Consider the following 18,766-nt stretch of genomic DNA (forward strand, 5'->3'; position numbering starts at 1 on the left):
CATAAGCATCACTTCGGGGGAGCTGATAATATGTACCGGTTCGCCCCTTGAAGCTGGGGATGATGACATCCGACAGGTTCTTGGTATTGATGTTTCACGGCTGGTAACAGAGTCTCGGGCCCAGGTACTTGAAAATGTTAATGGGAAAAATTTTGCTGCTTGCAAATTTTAGGTTACAATTGGTTTTTAATTACAGAAGCGCTTGCACCCAACCAAAACACTCCTTATTATTAATTAATAGAGCCTGCGAAATTAAAAGTTCTTTTAAAAAAACGACTTTGATGGGCCAGCATAGGAGGACCTTCATGAATAAGACATTTAAATCAAAAACAAAATATATCGTAACCCTTGACATCCTTAACACATATAATAAAGAAGGGTGCGCGGCCTGCAAACAAAAATTTAATCTGGGAGACACCGTTGTCATGGCATGTGGTCCATGGCCTGACGACTGCTCCCGGCTGATCCATGAAAATGAAGCCATTTTTGACAAAAATACCCATACTTATTTTGAGCGACAGCACTATCTCAACATGAAATCAGAAGCCGCCAATTGACCCCATGGGAGGATTGCACGTTTTTTTGCCCGACAATGACACCGTTCCCCGTCATTCACAGTGACAAGGAAGGTAGCCATGAAAAAGTTACCTCCATTTAAAAAAAGTACCCGGATCTTGCTGCAGGGTGTTGTCTTGGGTGGTGGGATCCTATTGATAGTCGCTGCTGCGACGATTCCGTTTTTATTTGAATCTTCCAGCCTTTATTACAAACTGGGAGTTGATGGAATCATGCTTCGCAGCGGTAAGATGCTGGGACTTTTAGCTGCCATGCTCATCCTGTTCCAGGTCATCCCCGTCTCACGTTTTGTTGTACTGGAAAGAATCTTTTCTTTGAAACATCTTTATTCTTTCCATAAAACAAGCGGCAAAATCATCCTGGGACTGGGTCTGCTCCACCTTTTTTTCATCGTTGCCGCTGAAAATTTTACCTTTTTCCCCCTGGAGAAACGATATTGGCCGGAATTGGTGGGTGTGGTGGTGCTGTTGCTGGTGGTGGGAGTAGGGGGGATGTCCGTGTGGCAATCCCGGTTGGGGCTCTCTTGGAACAGTTGGCAACGACTTCACCGGTGGATGACACCCCTTATTGAGACGCTCCTCCTGGTTCATATTCTATTTGTCAGCGAATCTTTTGACAGCGGCATACCCCGGGTAGCACTTTTTTCAGCCAGTGGCGGGGCAATGCTCCTTTTTTTACGTATTTATTACAGACGTATTTTTAACAAATGAAAGTTCTGGGTGGGGTGGATCACCCATGGGACAGGTCATAGGAACCGGGTGAGTCCCACTGCCCTGGAACGGACGACCAAAGATAAAGGAGAGTGTAATGAAAAAAATCACGTTGTTTATCCTGATCTTTCTGCTGTTCGTGGGATCATCACAGGCCCTGGCCCATGCGTGGGTCATTGATGCAAACCATTCCAGTATCCGGTTTGGTGTAAAACATGTTTTTTCCACGGTGTGGGGACATTTTTCTGATTTTGAAGGAAACATTGTTTTTGATCCCAGGGCCCTGGCCCAGAGTTCGTTTGATTTCACCGTTAAAGTCAAAAGTATCAACACCGCTAACGCCAAACGGGACACCCACCTGCGATCCAATGATTTTTTTTCCGCTGACAGGTTTCCCGACATACATTTTAAATCAAAAAAAATCATCCACAAGGATGGCAGCAACTATCTTGTTGAAGGCACTATGACCCTGAAAGAAATCCATAAAACCATGGCGATTCCATTCATTTACCATGGCGCCATTCCCAGCCCGTTTAATAAAAAAGAGCAAATTATCGGTTTTGACACCGCATTTTCTATTAACCGCCTTGACTTTGGGGTGGGAGACGGAAAATTCGTCAAAATGGGGGTGGTGGGTGACACCGTCCAGGTACAAATTTCCGTTGAGGCGGTGGGTAAAAGATGAGTCAGAAAGCGGCAGGCAAAGGAACGGGTTCTGGGTCAACTGTTGTCCACTACTGCTGATGCCTTCGGGTTAAATGGGTTCTTCCGGGCGGCCAGGGAATAGAGATAGGGGTAATTCTTTTTAAGATGAATAAGGTGGGAGAGCCATTCTTTAACCAGCAGATGATATCCCCTGTTGAGATCACCTGCCAGGTGCTTTAAATCAGATCCCGGAAGTGCCGTAAGGCTTGCTCTGCTGCTCAACTCTTCTCCCATGTGGGCCAATGCCAGAAGCAGTTCGGTAAATCCTTCGTGTTCGACCAGAACAGGGTTCTCCAGAAGCCTGAGCATAAAGGTGTGCCGTTTGTTGAGAAATTGATTCAGGTCGGTTAAATCAACCTTTGGCATATCAACTTTCAACCCGGTTCGTTTAAAGGTTTTAGCCATTGCCAGCAGTTCTTTTTCAGACCATCCCACATCTATGGCCATCATATCCGCTAACTCCTCCCGGTCGATGTCACAGGATGAAAAAAATTGGAGAAGACGGTATCCCATCTCACTGAAAAAAATGCCCAGCACAATGTTTTGTTTTTTCAGCCGTTGTTCCACTTCTCTTTTCAGAAGCATCATTTCCGAGGCGTTGGCAATAACCCCGATAAAGGTGCCGCCGCCCAGTACAATAATAAAAATGGCCAGAAGTCTTGTTGCTGGGTGGGTGGGATGAATGTCCCCATAGCCGACGGTTGACATAGTGACGATGTTATAATAGAGGGCGTTCAGGAACGACTGGTTCTCCAGGAACATAAATCCCAGAGTGCCAAAAAGGGTGACACAGATAAAGAAAACAATAAAAATGCGAAGCCTTCTTTTTATCTCTACCATCTATTGTCTTTCCAATCGCTCACAAATCCCAACGCCTGGCGCATGGATGATATCAGAGGCTAAATGGGCAGTGATGAATTTATCATAGCGTATTTTTGTTTCAGCCGGGAATTCATCGTCACCCTTCCCATAAATCCCATCGATAAAACCTGTCATTTCTTTTCTCCAGATGATTTTGCTGTTACAAATTCATTAAGGTCTGAATCCAGTATGTTTTTAAGCTCAATGAAATTGTCCTCCCGGGTGTCAGTAAACAAAAAACCAAACACAGGGTAGTGTTTAAAATCAATTTTTCTCAGCTCCATTGGCCGTTCAAATGTTGAAATCAAGCGTTTATAGTCAAAGGATTCGATTTCCTCTGCTTTCAGGCCCGTGGAATTGTCCAGTACGACGACGCTGAAGAGTCTGTTTTCTTTGTCCTTGAGAATTTCGGCCCAATCGGGTTGTTTTTGCAGGTAATAGTAGAGGTAGGGATTAAACCCATAGGCCAGATAGGCAAGATCCGGGGTGGTACACCAGCCGCCAAACCGCATGGGGTTGACTTCGATGGGCAACAAAATGCCTGAACAGTCTCTTCTGAGTTCAATATGGACGGGGAAGTTTTTTACCCCTGCCAGACGGCCTATTTTTGCTGCAAATTCGGTAAATTCCTTGAGATTGGTCTCTATTAATTTTTTGGAGGTCATGTAAACCCGGTCGCTGACGTCACTGTCTGAAGAAAAAACATGTTCCAGGATATTCAGAATAACCGGTTCGCCAAGGCTGTTAAAATAGGCATCAACGGCAAACTCATCTCCATCAATGCATTGTTCAATGATAAAGGCACTTGGGTCCATTACCTCTTGGGGGTATAGATTTTTGACTTGATCGATTTCTGTCCTGATGGCCTCAATGGCGTTGCCCCATTCATGGATATTTGATACCTTGTAAACTCCCATGCTGAAAAAACCGACAATGGGTTTGATGATAAACGGCAGGGGCAATTGGTGAAATTCAATTCTTTCAAGGTGTTCAACCCCGACTCCTTTAAAGTAAAAATCCGGAAAAAGGGATTTTGTCAATTCCCGGAATTTCAACTTGTTTTTAAACAATTCGATCTTTCCCGGAAGGTCGCTGAACGCAAGATGCGCTGCTATCCAGCCGATGGCATTTTCCGAAGTGGTATAGAGAATGGGGTCTTTTAATTTTTGAATGGTTTCAACGGCCTGGGCCTCGCTGATCCGTTTGGTACCGTCATAGAGGTCCATCTGTTTTGCCGTATCCGTATCCACAACGGGGATGCCATTGTCCCTGACGCTCATTTTAAAGAAATCCGAAATATATGGCTTGTCTGCAAAGAACATTTATTCAACCCTTTCTTAAATTTAAATATCAATGTTGAATCATATAAACACATGCCATGCCCAAAGTACAGGAGGAGAGCGTCTTCCAAATGGTGTTTCCCTGGATAATCATGGAAAAAGACCCAGTTACTCAAACCGAAGGTCTAGGTTATTGACAAAAAAGATTTCAGGCAGATATTGATTCCATAAATCATTAAAAAACAACATGGAAGGTGATAAACCCATATGTACATATCCAGACTGATCATGCGCACCTGTCTCTACCTTAGGTATTTTTTTCATAAAATAACCAGGACCGGGACCTTTGGGCCCAACCGGGCTGAGTTTATTTCTACGCCCCATAAAGAGGGTGAAAACCAGGTGAAAAATTTTTTATTCCGCCACCATGTCAAGCAGTTCCATGGCTCCTCATGCTCGGTTGCCTCAGTGGTGGGTGTCATCAATGCCATTCTTCAAAAGGAGCGTCCCCTGAACCTTACCCCCATTACCCAGCAGGGAATCCTTGACAAGGTAAAAGCCGCCCATTGGAAAGAACGCATGGGGGACAACGGCTACCATGGACAAAGGGGGCTTCCCCTGGCCGTGCTGGCCCAGGTGGTGAAGGCAAGCCTTGACGCCTATGCCATCAATTATAAATCAGTTGAGACCGTTCAGGCTGAAAGGCCTGGCAGATTATCCCGGTCCATAAGGGAGACCCTGGTGTCAAGGCTCGAACAATTTGAAAACCAGGGCAATTGCCTTATCATTGCCCACTTTGACCAGGGAAGCTTTGTCCAGGATTTGAATATTCCCCATATTTCGCCCGTGGGTGGATTTGACCTGGATACCGGCAAGGTAACCATTCTGGATGTGGACCAGTCCCAACCCCTTCCCTACAAGGTGGGTTTTGATACCTTTTACAGGGGGATCTCCACAGATTACAACCATATCTTCAAACCATTTGGATTTGGCCGGGGCGGTTATATTTTCATAAGCCTTTAGGGCCTCTTGGATTTTGCCGTTTGTTTTTCAAACTGTGAAGTGTCAGGGGTTGAGAACGTATTTTGATGTTTGATGTTCATCAATGGCCCTGTCACTGAACCACCAGTACTGTTGCTCGCCAGACATATATGCCTCGACCTGGTCTCGTTGGTGGGGGGTAAAGGTCCTTTCGGTAACGCCTCCGGGCAGGACAGCCAGGATTTTATCCCTGTCGGCCAGATCAACAACCATGCGAAGGGACGCGCAGTGGGTGACGGCAAAGGGGATGTTAAAATCATATAATCCCCTGTAAAGGGTTTCTCCGGACCCGCCAATGGGCATTGGACCCGTTCCCAGGAGCGTTTTACCCAGACCTTTTCTTCGAATGGGGTTGACAAGTTCAAGGGTGTGAAGTCTTCCCCATTGCCATTTTTCAGGATCATTGCCAAGGGTTTGCGTCAACATTGCCGCGGCTTTTATTGCCGCCAGATGGAATAGATCCCCAGGGGATTCGGTTTTATCGGGGGTAAGGATATTGTCAAACCACGGGCAACTCCTGTCAAGAATGAATTGTTCAAGCCGTTCCTGCCAGAAATACCAGTTGCCCAGGAGGTCAGTCGTTTTTTCTTTTCCAAGCTCATCTTGGAAAACAAGTATGGCAAAAAAATGATAAACCGTTTGAAAAATGGCCGGAGCCACCTTGTCCGGGTCATCCCTTAAATCCCAGGCGGCGATCCGTTTGCCCATGTTCGCCGTATCATCATGGTCCATCAGGGCCTTTGCCATGATTGGAGCGATTTTTTCCGCCATGACATTTTTTGTGTCCCTCTGGTGACGCCACATGTCATTTGCGGTTTGTTTACGGCTTGGTGCCATTAACTTCTGCAATCTTCTGTACCGATACGAAGGTGCAAAATAGGACGAATAATAATAGGGAAAGTCATGGGGTATGGTCTTCTGGTTGCAGGTGCCAACCCAGTTTTTTTCAGGATTGATGGTGCCGGGCATCTCTTCCCTTGGAATCCATCCGTGCCAGTTGTCGCTGGCGTCTTTTACCGGAAAGGGGAATATGCCGTCCTGGTTGTGGCGGATTGGGATTCTGCCCGAGGCCTGGTGGCCGATGTTTCCGCTATTGTCGGCGAACACCCAGTTCAGGCAGAGGATGGAAACCTGTTTCAAGGCCCCAGCCAGTTCCTGGGCAGTCTTGACCGTTAAAATATGACATAGGCCGATGGAAGGATCCATGGATTCTGCCGGTGCAAATCTTAAACTGATGAGTTTGTGGGTTTTAAGGGCTGGAAAGATACTGGATACCACAGGCCCTCTCCGGGTGGCCCTTATGGTTATGGGTTCTGTCAAAAATCCCCGGGGGGCAGTCTTGTCTTTTATTTTAAGGGTTTCCTTGATTTGGACAAAGGGAATGGATTTATCGCCTTCAAGGTAGTTGTCAGGGTTTTCAGGGTCAGGGGTCTCCACATACAGGTCCACCATATCTCCGTAATTATTGGTTACGGACAGGGCAATGTGGTCAGTCCGGCCAATGGTCATGCCGGGAATGCCGGGAATTTGAACCCCCACTGCCCGTATTCCCGGTGCGATCAGGCCCACAGGGTACCAGACGCCGGGCAGTGTGCGGGAGTCCAGATGGGGGTCGCCGGCGACAATGGCGCTGCCTGAGGCGGAACGCGCTGGAGATATTGCCCAGTTGTTGCTTCCGGCTCGAAGTTTTCTGTCACTGGTGTAGGCCAAAAGATTGTTGATGCCGGTTGTTGATGAGGAAAGGCGTTCCTGGGAAGGTATGGACAAATCGCCCGTATCAAGGGGATCGTCTGGGTTGATGTTGACCGGCATGAGTGTACAGGTTTTTTTATACCCAACTGTTTCCAGCAGCATCTGGGCCGTTATCTCACTGGCTAAATTTGCCGAGGTTGAGTACCCCATATAATAGAGAACGCCCAGGGAATCGGCCACCGTCCATTTTTCGGCCCTGATTCCGGCAAGCTTGAATTCCAGGGGAAGATCCCCGGGGCAGCACTCAATGAAGCCGTTGATTCCGTCCACATATCGTTGAAAGAATTGTCTTGTTTGATCATCAAGAAGTCCAGCGTGTTTTACTGCTATTCTGTGAAGACCGATGGTTCTCATGCGTACGTCAAAATCTTTTGCCGCTCTGCCGGCAAGCTCGCAGATCCTTCCCTGGGCAGCAAGGCGGGTCAACTGCATCTGGAAAAGCCGATCCTGGGCTGTCACAAATCCCTGGGCCATGAGAAGATCCCCAAGATTTTCGGCATGGATATACGCCATCCCATGCTCATCCCGCTGTATGGTTACGTGGCCTGTGAGTCCTGTGAGTTTGAGTTCGTCCTTGTTGTTAAAGTCATTTAAAAACGGGGCAACAAAAATGAGCGCTGCAATGGTGGTAACAAAAAAAACGATGGGGATGAGACTTAGCTTGAACCATTTCATTCATTTCACCTTTCAGGATTTAAGGACCAGCCCGGGGGCCTGCAAAGACGGGTAAAACAATGGTTGCTCGAATCAACCCGTCCGGTTCGTTCGTGATGGCAATGGTGCCGTCATGGAGGTCAACGATCTTTTTGGCGATTGCAAGCCCCAGACCTGAGCCGCCATGGGTCAGGGAACGGGATTTCTCCACCCGGTAAAACTGTTCGAAAACCAGCTCAAGATCCTCACAGGGAATGGCTCTTCCTGTGTTGGACACCTCAAGCTGTATGTTCCCGTTTGTCTGTCTACCCGTGGCGATGATGGTGCCTTTCGCTTCTAAATTATAGCGGATGGCGTTGTCCACAAGGTTGATCAGGAGACGAAACAGCTTTTCCGGGTCTCCTTGAATCAAAAGGTCCTTTTCCAGGTTAATCCGGGTGCAGATGTTCTTTGCCGCCAGCATCTCTTTATAGTCTTCAAATACGCGATTTGCAAGGGCTGTCAAGTCCACCTGTTTGCGGGTGAGGGTTTCCTGCTGTTCCAGCCGGGAAAGATCCAGCAGATTTTTAACCAAATGGCTCATTCGCCGTGTGGTGGCAAGCTGGCGCATGAGGCTGTCGCTGGTTGATGGTGGCAGGTTATCATTCATGAGCATCTCTTCCTGGGCGAGCATCAAAAGGGTAATGGGGCTTTTCAACTCGTGGGAGGCATTACCGATGAATTCCCTTTGTCGTTTAAACGAATATTGGAGCCTGTCAAACATTTTGTTCAGGGCCGTTGCAAGCTCATACATCTCGTCTTTGTTTGGTTCCAGGGGGATACGTTTGTCCAGGGAAGTTTCGCTGATTTTTTTTGCCGTTCGGGTGATGTCAACCACGGGTTTGAGGATCTTCCCGGCAAGATTGTAGCTTAGAACGATGATGATCAGGGTGCAGAGGGTAAGGCTTACAGCAATATTTTGAAGCAGCTCAAGGATCTCTTCCTCGAGATCTTCAATGGGTTTGGCAATTTGAACTGAAACAGGAAGACCGTTAAGACGGGTTTCAATGACCATGACCCTGAACATAACGTCTCCATGGTCATCCTGTCCGAGACGGATTTGTGATTTCGGGATGGATCGTTCAACCATGTACGAGGTTTTGTTCCTGGAAGGGGGGATGTCCGTATACCGGGTGATTCTGGAGCTGTACAGGGTGTTTTTCTGGGTATCGGTTACCTTTATCCAGTAAAGATCCGGGTGGTAGGGTAACTGGGAGAGGTCGTAGGGGGGGGGCTTTTCCCCCTGAAGGGCCATGCGATCCACGAGGGCCTCTGCCATATGCTTTATTTCTTTGTCGATGAACTTAAATGGTTCCTGGGTGAGCTCAAAAAAAATAATGGCGGAAAACACAATGGTCGACAAAAGGGCTGTTCCGGAAATCCACAGGGTTATTCGTTTGCGTATCTTCATGGGGTGTCATCAATGATGAAACCAATGCCCCGGATCGTTCTGATGATTGGAGGGTACTTATCACCGGGGGGGGATATTTTTTTTCTCAAATTTTTGATGTGCACGTCAACAAAATTTGACATGGAAAAAGGATCAAACTCATTTCCCCACACATGCTCGGCCATGTTGAACCGTGACACGGCGCTTCCCCTGTTGTGCAGCAGAAATTCAAGAATGGAGAATTCCTTGGATGTCAAACTGATGGGCCCATTGTCCAGGGTAACCGTTCGGCTTATGGTGTTGAGACTTAAGGGGCCTGCCGTAAGAATGGTGTCCCGCTTGCCGTCCCTTCTCAGGAGCGCCCTTATTCGGGCCATTAATTCCGCCATGGAAAAGGGTTTTGCCAGGTAGTCGTCCGCCCCGTAATCAAGCCCCTTGACCCTGTCCTCCACATCCCCCCTTGCCGTGAGCATGAGCACGGGCGTGTTCAGCCCGGCCTGGCGCATATGTTTCAGGACACTCAACCCATCCATTAGGGGAAGCATGATGTCAAGCAGGATCAGGTCATAGGTGATTTCAAATATCTTGTCCAGGGCTTTTTCGCCATTCTCAGCTGTTTCGATGCGGTAATGTTTTCTTTCCAGGGCCCTGCGCAGATGGTCAAGGAGTTCTGAGTCGTCGTCCACAATGAGAATATTCATAGGACCAGGGTCCATACAATGATGACAAGGAGAATACTGACAAAAACAGCGGCTGATCCGAGATCCTTTGCCTGCTTGGCCAATGGATGACGCTCAAGGCCGATTCGGTCAACCGTTGCCTCCAGGGCTGAATTTAAAAGCTCTGTGACCAGCACAACCAGAAGGGATGCAATGAGCATGGCCCTTTCCATGCCGGTTTTACCGAAAAAAAGTGCCGCCGGCAACCCGATTATCAGGGCAAGGATCTCCTGTCGAAAGGCCGCTTCATGGACAAAGGCTGCCTTTAATCCGGCCAGGGAATATCCTCCAGCCTTGATGATGCGGGTAAGTCCCGTGGGTTTTGATGGTGTCATTTCATGCCTTTGTGTGTGGATTCCAGGGGTGAGACAAGGGCAACCTTGCTGTCTGACCATCTGTTGATCCTGTTTCTAATGATATAATCAGCACCCTGATAGTATGCCACCAATTTTTGAACAAGGGGATAAGATTTTTTTATTTTTTTAAGGGTCGGTTCCTTTGAATTCCTGTTGACAAGGCTGATCTTTTTGCCTGGAGAGAGAAATACGAGTTCGGATTCCGTAAGCAGACCCAGTTTCTGATAATTTGCGATCAAGGCCCTGGGTTTGAAATCAGGGGCAAGTATGTCCCTGCCAAAAAACAGACTGTCGTAGGAAAAGTCGAGCAGAGAGAGCAGGGTCGGTGCCAGATCCATCTGGCTTGACAACCGGTCTATTTCCTGGGGGTGAAATTGCCCTGGGCAGTATATGAAAAGGGGAATATGGTATTTGTCAATGGGCAGGCCGACCTTGCCGGCGCTTGAGGAACAATGGTCGGCCAGAACCACAAACACGGTGTTGTCAAACCAGGGTTTGCCCTTTGCGTTTTTTATCAATTGTCCCAGGGCATAATCGGTGTATTTTACGGCGCCGGACCGGCCTGCGCCGTTTTTGCCCTCACCGGGAACGAGATCAATTTTTCCCTCGGGATAGGTGAACGGCCGGTGGTTGCTGGTCGTCATGATATGAAAGAAAAAAGGTTTGTTTAAACCAGAAACCCTGTCAGCTTCAACTATGGCCCGGTTGTATAGATCTTCATCTGAAACCCCCCAGGCATTTTTAAAGGAGACCTCCTGGTCGCTGAGGCTTGTCTGGTCGACAATCCTGTAGCCGTTGCCTGAAAAAAAGGTGTTCATATTGTCAAAATACCCCCGACCCCCATAGAAAAATGCCGTGTCATATCCCTTGTCCTTGAACACCTTGCCAAGGCTGTACATGTGGTCGTTATCCGGTCTTTTTACGATGGATCGGCCCGGTGTCGGCGGGATGGAAAGGGTGATGGCTTCAAGGCCCCGTGTGGTCCGGGTGCCCGTGGCATAAAAATTGGTAAAGAGCAGGCCCTTTTTAAACCAATCATCCATGAACGGGGTGATGTTTTCCTGCTGGCCAAAGCGGGTGAGAAATTTTGCGCTCAGGCTCTCCACGGAAATCAGAAGGACGTTGAGGTGTTTGGGTGGCGCTGGGGGCTGGGTGTGCCTTGCAATGTTGTACAGGTTGTGAGAGTAGGGCTTTTCGTCGTGTTCAAACACCGCTTGTTTGAGGGTTTGTGACAGGATGTTGTCATCTGCGGTGGCATAAAACTGCCGAAAGTCAAGGGTGTTGTTGCGAAAGGCGGCAAACAGCTGATAGGGGCCATTTGAGGCAATTTCATTCACATAGTTGTTGCTGGACTGATTGCGCTGGGACTGGTCCAGGAAAAAAAATGATGCCACTGGAACCAGGAGCAGGCAGAGGGCAATTTTCGCCCTTGTGGAGAATCGTTCATCCACGGCCATTGCCTTTAAAAACGAGGGCCGCATCAGGTAAAAGATCAACGCCGTCAGGATCATGAGGATAGGTAAAATCCAGAATACGGGATAGGACTCAAGGATATTGTCCGTGACCTCCCGGCGGTATACCAGATAATCCACGGAGATGAAGTTAAACCGCACACCAAATTCGTCCCAGAACAACCATTCGCCAACCATGGAAAAGCAAAGGGCATACACGATGGAAAACTGGGTTGCCTGGGCCGCAATCCGGACCATGGCCGTGTTGAACCATTTGTTGGGTATCAGGAAAAGAACAATGACGAATGGAATGCAGACGTAGCCGATAAAGGCCATGTCGTACACGATTCCCTGGCCAAACATATACAGCAGGTCTGTGATGCCATGGTCGGTAAGGGACCAGGTCCTGACCAGAAAAACCAATCGCATCAGAACAAAACCTGCAAGGGCAACAACGGCTGTCTGGAAAACCATGGCAAAGCGTGTTTTGGGATGGTTGAAAAATTTATTTATCATTTGGGTACTCCTTGGGTTGGCATAGTTTGGGGATTTTTGTTGACGGCCCAGGACCATTGCCGGGGAAAGAAAATAAGATAAAATACTAGGGCCGCGTACCAGCAGATGACCAGGGTAAATAGGTCATGGCTCGGGAAATGGGCACCTCGGACCTGCTGGCCCAGACCAAATATGAGTCCCAGGACCAGGCCGGTCATCAGACCGTATACTTTTCGGCAAGCCCCCAGGTGGTCCATGACAAAATAAAGGGATACAAAGGCGTAGCCCCCGGAGGCATGGCCTGCCGGGAAGGCATGGCCCACGGGAAGGCCCTGGGGCACAGGATCAAACAGCCGGATGTGGGGAAGGGTGCCTGAAAAAAGTGCCAGATCCCAGGGGGTATAGATGTGGGTCAGGTGCTTGCCGGCACCCACCAGTAGTGGTCCGGCACCGGCTGCCACCAGAAAGTAAACCATAATTCGCCGCTGGTTTTTAAGGGCCGGAGAGAAAAATGACAGGGCAAACAACACCAGCCACACCATGCCGGCTGCCAGATCCAGATGCCTTCCCCACTGGTGGATGACAGTTTCAAACAGCCACTGATTCCTGAAAGGCCAGGAACGGGTTTGAGCGTCATAAAAGTGGGAAACCCACCAGATGTCGAGCCCGCTGTATTCAAAATAAACTGCCGTAAGAATCAGTAAAAAAGGCACCGTTGCCATGGTGAAAAAACTATCTCCATGGGGGGGGTGCCAAGGGTTAAAGCCGTTGTACATCGCTGTTCCCTATGTTGTTTGGTCTGCTGGTGTATTCATGGATGCAGAACATAGCACAGCTTTCATGAAGAAATAGTGAAGAGAGAGGCCGGTCTTGGTAAATTGTTCAGGATCATTTCTGTCGGTTAAGAGGATTTTTGAAAAACCCTATTACAGCTTGAAATTTGCCTTGTCAAGGCCCAGTTTCTTCATCTTTCCATACAGGCCCCTTGGATGGATTCCCGCTATCCTTGCAGCGGCCCCGACCTTGCCCGCAGTTTTTTTGAGGACCATTTCAATGTATCTTTTTTCAACACGGTTGAGCACCTCTTCTTTTACCTGGACAAGGGTTTTGCCGGTCCAGGTGCTGGTGTCGATGTTTTGGAGATTGGGCAGGGAGGGCATTTCGGAGAAACTTTCCTGGAAGGTGCTGGGAAGGTCATTCAAGGATATGATTTCTGACTTGCACAGAAGAACGGCCCGTTCAATCACATTGATCAGTTCCCGAATGTTTCCGGGCCAGCTGTAGTTGCAGATGGCTTCCAGGGCCACCCCTGAGAACTGTTTGATCTCCCGGCCGATTTTTTTGTTGCACACGCTGAGAAAGTGGTTAGCCATGGCAGGAATGTCTTCCTGGCGATTTCTAAGTGGGGGGAGCGTCATGGTCATGACCCCCAGCCGGTAATAGAGATCCTGGCGGAAATTTCCCTTGGCAATTTCCATTTCAAGATCCTTGTTGGTGGCAGCAATGACCCTGACATCCACCCAGATGGGGACTTCTCCCCCCACGGGGGTAAATTCAAAGTCCTGGAGGACCCGGAGCAGTTTGGATTGCAGGGGCATTGGCATTTCACCTATTTCATCCAGGAAAATGGTTCCTCCGTGGGCAAGTTCAAAGGCCCCCCTGCGGGATCGCACCGCCCCGGTAAAGGCCCCCTGCTCGTGGCCGAACAGCTCGCTTTCGATGAGCTGTTCCGGGATGGCCGCGGTATTGATGGCAATAAAGGGACCCTGGGATCTGTGGCTCTCCCCATGGATGGCCTTGGAGAGATGTTCTTTTCCCACCCCTGTTTCTCCAAGGATCAAAAGGGTTGCATCAGTTGTGACGATTTGCTGCACCTCGTCGAGGAAGAGCTGCATTTCTTTGCTGTTTGAGAAAAAATCACTGAGTTTGGGTTTGATTCTGCCCTGCTGGTCAAACCGGTCAACAAGGTAGAATTGCCGCCTGGATTCAAGGGTGCTTTCAATGGCTTCAATGAGGCTGCCCCGTGAGATCCCTGAATATAGAACCACATCTGCCCCGGATGCCAGAAGGTTGGCATGCTCTTCGGAGGATTCCCGGTCGTGGATGATAATGGTTGTCGGCTTTTCCGGTAGATTGTTGAGCATGGCCACGCTGGATTCAATGGGCTTTGGAATGAGTGATTTACTGACCACAAAGATGTCGGCACAGCTGCGGACCAGATTCTGCCAGGGTGTCTTTTGACTGCTGATCATTTTTAACTGAACGTCAAAAATGGAGAGTCTTTTTTCAAGGTCTGCATGGAGTTTTTTGTCTTTAACTGCGCACACCAGTCTGATGAGCATGTGGATTTTTCCTTGTCGGTAAAAAAATACCATTTTGGTCCTTGGATAACTTCCTTTCTTAACTGATAATTTGTAAAATGACAAGGTTAAAACCAGATTGACGGCTTGATCAGGGGGCTTTAAACCTGTTCAATCCATGGTTTAATTCTAAAAATCGGTATTCTCTTACCCCTTTTTTATATTCGGTAAAAAAATACCGGTAGTGTCTTTTGGCTGTGGGGGTCAATTGAAATGCTAACCATCTAATTTTATGCTGTTTAATTGTTTTTTTAAGGAAAAAAATCATGGAGGCACGGGATGTGCTTTGTTTTGGTTGAAACATATTAGCCACCCTGGCGGGCGATTTGCGGATTCTGAACTGCACGGCCACAGGAAAAACCCTAAAGGTGAGAACATGACCAAGGAAATAGAGAAAAAGCCAAAGCAGAAGACCCCTAAATTTAAAGACTCCTATGACGAGGAATTTTCCTGGGAAGATGAGATGGAAATCCAGACCCGCAGGAGGAAACTTGGCAAAAAGTCACAGTGGAAGGAAAACACTAAAGAAAACCCAAAGGAACAGTGGTAAATCCAAAACCATGTTTGTAACTGATCTGTATTTGAAAAAGATAAAAGGAGATAAAACCATGAACCGTTCATTCGTTGCAAGACTGACCAGGGGCACGCGTATGTCAGCCCATTTCGCAACTAAAATCAAACTTACCCCCTGTCATTAGGTGGTGTCATGAAGATTTCAGTCTATGAAGATCCTGAAGAGTGCCGGTTCGTATGGGAAAAAGCATGGCCTGCCAAGGGCCTTTTTGACCTATGGGAGGTTCGGTCGTGTTTCCATGATGCCTTCTTAAGGCCCTTGAGCTTTCATGTGGTTGAGGGAAATCAAAAGATTATGGGCTTTTTGCCCCTTTGCTGGGATGGAGAGGAAAATAAATACATTCAGTTCCCTGGTGAAACCTGGCATGGAAAAACCTGGCTTGAGCAGAACAGGATCATTGCCAGAACCCCTGAGGTGTTTGAACGTCTTGTGGACTCTGTTCCCGGATCGGTTCATCTTCGATACCTGGTCCAGAATCCCCTGTTTTGCCGCATGGACCAGGTGACCCCGGACGAGCTGGGATATCTGTTTTTCCCCAGGCTCTACGATTTTTCATTTGAGAGTTACTGGCAATCTTTTTCAGGAAAAATGAGGAAAAAACTCAGGGCTGAACTCAAGAAATTTGACACACGAAAGGTGACCTATCGGTTTAACCGCCTGGATGACCTTGATCAGATGCTGCGGATGAACATGGCCGCTTTTGGAGAAAATTCATATTTCAGGGATTCGCGATTCCATTACGCCTTTGAAAACCTGTCCGCTCTTTTGCACAAAAAGGGGATGCTTCGCATCACCACCGTGCTTGTGGATGGTGATATTGCAGCCGTGGATATGGGGGCACTATGGAACAACAGCTACACCCTCCTTGCCGGCGCTACCAACCCGGAATTTCCAGGTGTTGCCAAACTGATTAATTTCCACCATATGGACCGTTCTTGTAAGGAAAAAATTGAAACTGTGGATTTTCTTTGCGGTGACTTTAACTGGAAATCGCGGTTCAATTTGACACCCGTGCCCCTTTATCAGCTTAACATGGAAAAACACTCTGCCCGTTACTACGGAGAATTCCAGGAAATGGCGGTCGCCTGTGCCTGACAATGCCAGGGTGGTTGTTGTCGGCACCACCCCGGATTATATCGACTGGATTAGAAAAAAGTACCCCGGCCGCGGGCTTTTCCTGACCGACCCCGAACTCAGGCAAAGGGCCGAAGAACCCTTCCCTGGGAAGGAAGAGGAGATGCTTTGCCCCATTGACAGTGGTCGTATTGATACAATCGTGTCAGCCCTTGACGACCATCTTTCCCAATGGGGTCAGCACCCCACGGGAGTAGCCTGCTTTGATTGTGAATCCATGGAAACGGCCGCCATGATTGCAGCCCGTTATTCCCTTGACTATCCAGGTGTAGGAGCCATTGGAAACAGCCGGGATAAGCAGGCGTGTAAAAGAATCTGGCAGGCCAATGGTGTTGCCTGTCCACGGTCAATGCGGGTCAACACCCTGGAGCAGGTTGTGGGATTTATGGCCGGGATGGAAGCCGGGATTGTTTTAAAACCGTCCTGGGGCAGCGGAAGTGAACTTGTCTTCAGCTGCACCACTAAAGCTGATTGTGAACGGGCGTTTGATGCCATGGTCCAGGGGCTTGCAGAACGGGCCACACGGCCGCTGTTTAAAACGAATGGGGGCCAGGCGTGTGGGATCCTTGCAGAAGAACTGGTTCATGGAATTGAATTCAGCTGTGATTTTATTGTTGAAAACAGGGCCGTGACCATTGTCCGAACGGCCCGTAAAATAAAAATGGCCGGCAAGCCCTTTGGAACGATCCTGGGGTACGAGATTCCGGCACCGGTCCTGACCGGCATGGCCCATGGCCGGCTTGAACGCCTGCTTTTCAAGGGGGCAGCGGCCCTGGGGATTGAACGGGGTATCTGTATGGTTGATTTTATCATGCACGACGATGGACCCATGCTCATTGAAATGACTCCCCGGCCCGGGGGGGATTGCCTTCCTTTTTTGCTGGTTGAATCGGGAAACCTCGACATTCTGGGCCTTACCCTTGACTTTGCAGAGAAACGCCCTTTCATCCTCAACGGCCCCCATGGGTTTAAACCCTTCATGGCCGTGCGGATTTTCGCCCCCAGGGGCGGGACTCTCACGGGGATTGATCTGAACCGGCTCAACGACCGGGCAGACATCAGGAAAATACATTTGACCCGCAAGCCGGGCCATGTGATCACCATGCCCCCCCAGGATTATGACTCATGGCTGCTGGGGCATGTGATTGTTGCGCTCCCCCATGGCCTGGCAGGCCACAGTTTTGACGACTTTTGCCTTGGGATTTCCAGGCTCATTAATGTAGAGATCCAATAACAATGAACGATATTGCCACACCTGAAAATTCCCGGCCCCGGTTGATGCAGGAGCCCTTTGTCCATGATTTTGTCCAGGCAATTCTTGAACGAAGACAAATTTATCTCAATGCCGCCAAGGTCCATGGCTCTCCGCTTTACCTTGTTGAAGAGGCAGTTTTAAGGGAGCGGGCCGGACAGTTCAGGGCTGCATTTGAACGACAGCTCCCCAGCACATCCTTTTATTACGCCATGAAGAGCAATAATCTTTCCGACGTGTCAAGAATTGTTCTGGGCGAGGGGTTTGGGCTGGATGTGTCCAGCGGGATTGAGCTCTCGACGGCCCTTGGGCTTGGGGCAACGGACATCATCTTCAGCGGCCCCGGGAAAACTGATCCAGAGCTTGAACTTGCCGTTGAAAATGCTGACCGGGTAACGGTCCTCATGGACAGTCCTGGCGAGTGTCAAAGACTCATGGCCCTGGTGGAGCGGCGAAAAAAGCGCCTCAGGGTGGGTCTCCGTCTGAATCACCATACGGTTGGACTGTGGCGCAAATTCGGCGTTCCCATGGAGGCGCTTTTACCCCTTTATGAAACGATCAAAGATCATTCGTACATGGCCTTTAAGGGGGTTCAGTTTCATTCGTCCTGGAATCTTGTTCCTGACCGGCAGGTGGAGCTGATCCGAATTCTTGGCGATACACTGAAAAAAATGCCACCGTCGTTTTTCGACGATTGTGAGTTCATCGATATTGGCGGGGGGTACTGGCCTTCCCAGGGGGAGTGGCTTGTATCGGACGATCCCCTTGGGCATCAAATGATTCCGGCATCTTCCATTGAGACCTTTGCCCAAACCCTTGGGCAGGTTATCCGGGAGAAAATTCTATCCCTGGGTGCATTCCGGATCTGTTTTGAACCGGGACGGTGGATTTGTAACGATGCCATGCACATCATCATCCAGGTCATTGACAAGAAAGCCCCTGATCTTGTGATTACCGACGCCGGAACAAATGCCGTTGGGTGGGAGCGATTTGAGACTGATTATTTCCCAGTGATCAACCTGACACGGAGCGGTACAATGGAAAAGCCCTGCCATGTGCTGGGCTCACTGTGCACACCCCATGATGTGTGGGGGTACGCCTATTTTGGACAAGAAATAAGGGAAAAAGATATACTCATGATCCCCACCCAGGGGGCCTACACCTTCAGTCTTCGACAGGAGTTTATCAAACCCCTTCCCCGGGTGGTGGTGATCTGAGATAGCGACAGTCACCCTGGAACTCGATTATCAAGTTATTTACAATCCCCATGTTTGCGGACACAACAACCCATGGAACACGATAGCAGTAGGCAGGCGGGAACGGGTGTTGCCCTGAACGGATTAAATGGCAACGGTCGGCATGGACGCCGAAAGAGTTGCCATTTCCCTCGGAGCAGACCATGGACGGGCTGTGAGAA

The 18,766-nt window shown here is 48.9% G+C and carries 18 protein-coding genes; 8 read left to right on the top strand and 10 right to left on the bottom strand.

Translation table 11 applies throughout. From position 1 onward, the window contains the following. The first annotated feature begins 305 nt into the window (after positions 1-305). The 3 genes from HRM2_RS05105 to HRM2_RS05115 all read left to right on the top strand — a co-directional run bounded on the left by HRM2_RS05105 (position 306) and on the right by HRM2_RS05115 (position 1,971). On the top strand, positions 306-557 hold the full coding sequence (locus tag HRM2_RS05105; RefSeq protein WP_041273061.1) for a hypothetical protein: 252 nt from the start codon (positions 306-308) through the stop codon (positions 555-557). Between the two features lie 78 nt (positions 558-635). Further along, entirely contained in the window at positions 636-1,286 is a 651-nt protein-coding gene (locus tag HRM2_RS05110) for a ferric reductase-like transmembrane domain-containing protein (protein ID WP_015902937.1), read from the top strand. A 97-nt stretch (positions 1,287-1,383) separates the two neighbouring features. Beyond that, a complete protein-coding gene (locus tag HRM2_RS05115) occupies positions 1,384-1,971 on the top strand; it encodes a YceI family protein (protein WP_015902938.1) in 588 nt (195 codons plus the stop codon). 35 nt (positions 1,972-2,006) lie between these two features. Here the strand turns inward: HRM2_RS05115 and HRM2_RS05120 are convergent, their stop codons facing one another. Genes HRM2_RS05120 through HRM2_RS05125 form a run of 3 tightly spaced genes read right to left on the bottom strand, consistent with a single transcriptional unit; the run spans position 2,007 to position 4,174 of the window. Further along, the gene (locus tag HRM2_RS05120; RefSeq protein WP_015902939.1) at positions 2,007-2,831 is read right to left on the bottom strand and encodes a potassium channel family protein; all 825 of its coding nucleotides are present in this window, start codon (positions 2,829-2,831) and stop codon (positions 2,007-2,009) included. Then, complete coding sequence (locus HRM2_RS26930; RefSeq protein ID WP_187149335.1) at positions 2,832-2,987, bottom strand: hypothetical protein; 156 nt, start codon at positions 2,985-2,987, stop codon at positions 2,832-2,834. Continuing rightward, on the bottom strand, positions 2,984-4,174 hold the full coding sequence (locus HRM2_RS05125) for an ATP-grasp domain-containing protein (RefSeq protein ID WP_015902940.1): 1,191 nt from the start codon (positions 4,172-4,174) through the stop codon (positions 2,984-2,986). The genes HRM2_RS26930 and HRM2_RS05125 overlap by 4 nt, the downstream gene beginning before the upstream one ends. A gap of 225 nt (positions 4,175-4,399) precedes the next feature. Between HRM2_RS05125 and HRM2_RS05130 the strand changes: the two genes are divergently transcribed. Then, positions 4,400-5,155, top strand: coding sequence for a phytochelatin synthase family protein (locus HRM2_RS05130; RefSeq protein ID WP_015902941.1), 756 nt, complete (start codon positions 4,400-4,402; stop codon positions 5,153-5,155). A 42-nt stretch (positions 5,156-5,197) separates the two neighbouring features. On the opposite strand, the gene HRM2_RS05135 is transcribed toward HRM2_RS05130, so the two are convergent. The 7 genes from HRM2_RS05135 to HRM2_RS05165 form a co-directional block, all read right to left on the bottom strand. Further along, positions 5,198-7,600, bottom strand: a complete 2,403-nt coding sequence (locus HRM2_RS05135; RefSeq protein WP_015902942.1) for a penicillin acylase family protein — start codon at positions 7,598-7,600, stop codon at positions 5,198-5,200. Between the two features lie 19 nt (positions 7,601-7,619). Beyond that, the gene (locus HRM2_RS05140) at positions 7,620-9,029 is read right to left on the bottom strand and encodes a sensor histidine kinase (RefSeq protein ID WP_015902943.1); all 1,410 of its coding nucleotides are present in this window, start codon (positions 9,027-9,029) and stop codon (positions 7,620-7,622) included. Then, complete coding sequence (locus HRM2_RS05145) at positions 9,026-9,709, bottom strand: response regulator transcription factor (RefSeq protein ID WP_041273062.1); 684 nt, start codon at positions 9,707-9,709, stop codon at positions 9,026-9,028. Before HRM2_RS05145 ends, HRM2_RS05140 begins: the two co-directional genes overlap by 4 nt. Next, the gene (locus HRM2_RS05150) at positions 9,706-10,062 is read right to left on the bottom strand and encodes a diacylglycerol kinase (RefSeq protein ID WP_041273063.1); all 357 of its coding nucleotides are present in this window, start codon (positions 10,060-10,062) and stop codon (positions 9,706-9,708) included. The genes HRM2_RS05145 and HRM2_RS05150 overlap by 4 nt, the downstream gene beginning before the upstream one ends. After that, the gene (locus HRM2_RS05155) at positions 10,059-12,050 is read right to left on the bottom strand and encodes an LTA synthase family protein (protein ID WP_049770403.1); all 1,992 of its coding nucleotides are present in this window, start codon (positions 12,048-12,050) and stop codon (positions 10,059-10,061) included. Before HRM2_RS05155 ends, HRM2_RS05150 begins: the two co-directional genes overlap by 4 nt. Beyond that, entirely contained in the window at positions 12,047-12,751 is a 705-nt protein-coding gene (locus HRM2_RS05160; RefSeq protein WP_148214561.1) for a phosphatase PAP2 family protein, read from the bottom strand. Before HRM2_RS05160 ends, HRM2_RS05155 begins: the two co-directional genes overlap by 4 nt. A gap of 204 nt (positions 12,752-12,955) precedes the next feature. Further along, positions 12,956-14,371 (bottom strand): sigma-54 interaction domain-containing protein, encoded by a 1,416-nt coding sequence (locus tag HRM2_RS05165; RefSeq protein WP_041273064.1) that lies wholly within the window; start codon positions 14,369-14,371, stop codon positions 12,956-12,958. A gap of 394 nt (positions 14,372-14,765) precedes the next feature. Here HRM2_RS05165 and HRM2_RS26935 point away from each other — a divergent pair, with 394 nt between their 5' ends. From HRM2_RS26935 to HRM2_RS05185, 4 genes are all read left to right on the top strand, one after another. Then, positions 14,766-14,939, top strand: a complete 174-nt coding sequence (locus HRM2_RS26935; RefSeq protein ID WP_015902950.1) for a hypothetical protein — start codon at positions 14,766-14,768, stop codon at positions 14,937-14,939. A 156-nt stretch (positions 14,940-15,095) separates the two neighbouring features. Beyond that, entirely contained in the window at positions 15,096-16,058 is a 963-nt protein-coding gene (locus HRM2_RS05175; RefSeq protein ID WP_015902951.1) for a GNAT family N-acetyltransferase, read from the top strand. Further along, positions 16,051-17,331: an ATP-grasp domain-containing protein gene (locus HRM2_RS05180; protein ID WP_015902952.1), complete on the top strand. Its 1,281-nt coding sequence runs from the start codon at positions 16,051-16,053 to the stop codon at positions 17,329-17,331. The genes HRM2_RS05175 and HRM2_RS05180 overlap by 8 nt, the downstream gene beginning before the upstream one ends. A gap of 2 nt (positions 17,332-17,333) precedes the next feature. Then, positions 17,334-18,566, top strand: a complete 1,233-nt coding sequence (locus HRM2_RS05185; protein WP_015902953.1) for a diaminopimelate decarboxylase family protein — start codon at positions 17,334-17,336, stop codon at positions 18,564-18,566. The last annotated feature ends 200 nt before the right edge of the window (positions 18,567-18,766 follow it).

The organism is Desulforapulum autotrophicum HRM2 (assembly GCF_000020365.1).
Classification (GTDB): Bacteria; Desulfobacterota; Desulfobacteria; order Desulfobacterales; family Desulfobacteraceae; genus Desulforapulum; species Desulforapulum autotrophicum.

Bases quoted from the DNA above. Each gene is read 5' to 3' on its own strand.
- HRM2_RS05145 (WP_041273062.1), bottom strand. From the start codon at position 9,709: ATGAATATTCTCATTGTGGACGACGACTCAGAACTCCTTGACCATCTG.
- HRM2_RS05130 (WP_015902941.1), top strand. From the start codon at position 4,400: ATGTACATATCCAGACTGATCATGCGCACCTGTCTCTACCTTAGGTAT.
- HRM2_RS05120 (WP_015902939.1), bottom strand. From the start codon at position 2,831: ATGGTAGAGATAAAAAGAAGGCTTCGCATTTTTATTGTTTTCTTTATC.
- HRM2_RS05140 (WP_015902943.1), bottom strand. From the start codon at position 9,029: ATGAAGATACGCAAACGAATAACCCTGTGGATTTCCGGAACAGCCCTT.
- HRM2_RS05150 (WP_041273063.1), bottom strand. From the start codon at position 10,062: ATGACACCATCAAAACCCACGGGACTTACCCGCATCATCAAGGCTGGA.
- HRM2_RS05185 (WP_015902953.1), top strand. From the start codon at position 17,334: ATGAACGATATTGCCACACCTGAAAATTCCCGGCCCCGGTTGATGCAG.
- HRM2_RS05155 (WP_049770403.1), bottom strand. From the start codon at position 12,050: ATGATAAATAAATTTTTCAACCATCCCAAAACACGCTTTGCCATGGTT.
- HRM2_RS05115 (WP_015902938.1), top strand. From the start codon at position 1,384: ATGAAAAAAATCACGTTGTTTATCCTGATCTTTCTGCTGTTCGTGGGA.
- HRM2_RS05110 (WP_015902937.1), top strand. From the start codon at position 636: ATGAAAAAGTTACCTCCATTTAAAAAAAGTACCCGGATCTTGCTGCAG.
- HRM2_RS05175 (WP_015902951.1), top strand. From the start codon at position 15,096: ATGAAGATTTCAGTCTATGAAGATCCTGAAGAGTGCCGGTTCGTATGG.
- HRM2_RS05105 (WP_041273061.1), top strand. From the start codon at position 306: ATGAATAAGACATTTAAATCAAAAACAAAATATATCGTAACCCTTGAC.
- HRM2_RS05125 (WP_015902940.1), bottom strand. From the start codon at position 4,174: ATGTTCTTTGCAGACAAGCCATATATTTCGGATTTCTTTAAAATGAGC.
- HRM2_RS26935 (WP_015902950.1), top strand. From the start codon at position 14,766: ATGACCAAGGAAATAGAGAAAAAGCCAAAGCAGAAGACCCCTAAATTT.
- HRM2_RS05135 (WP_015902942.1), bottom strand. From the start codon at position 7,600: ATGAAATGGTTCAAGCTAAGTCTCATCCCCATCGTTTTTTTTGTTACC.
- HRM2_RS26930 (WP_187149335.1), bottom strand. From the start codon at position 2,987: ATGACAGGTTTTATCGATGGGATTTATGGGAAGGGTGACGATGAATTC.
- HRM2_RS05165 (WP_041273064.1), bottom strand. From the start codon at position 14,371: ATGCTCATCAGACTGGTGTGCGCAGTTAAAGACAAAAAACTCCATGCA.
- HRM2_RS05160 (WP_148214561.1), bottom strand. From the start codon at position 12,751: ATGGCAACGGTGCCTTTTTTACTGATTCTTACGGCAGTTTATTTTGAA.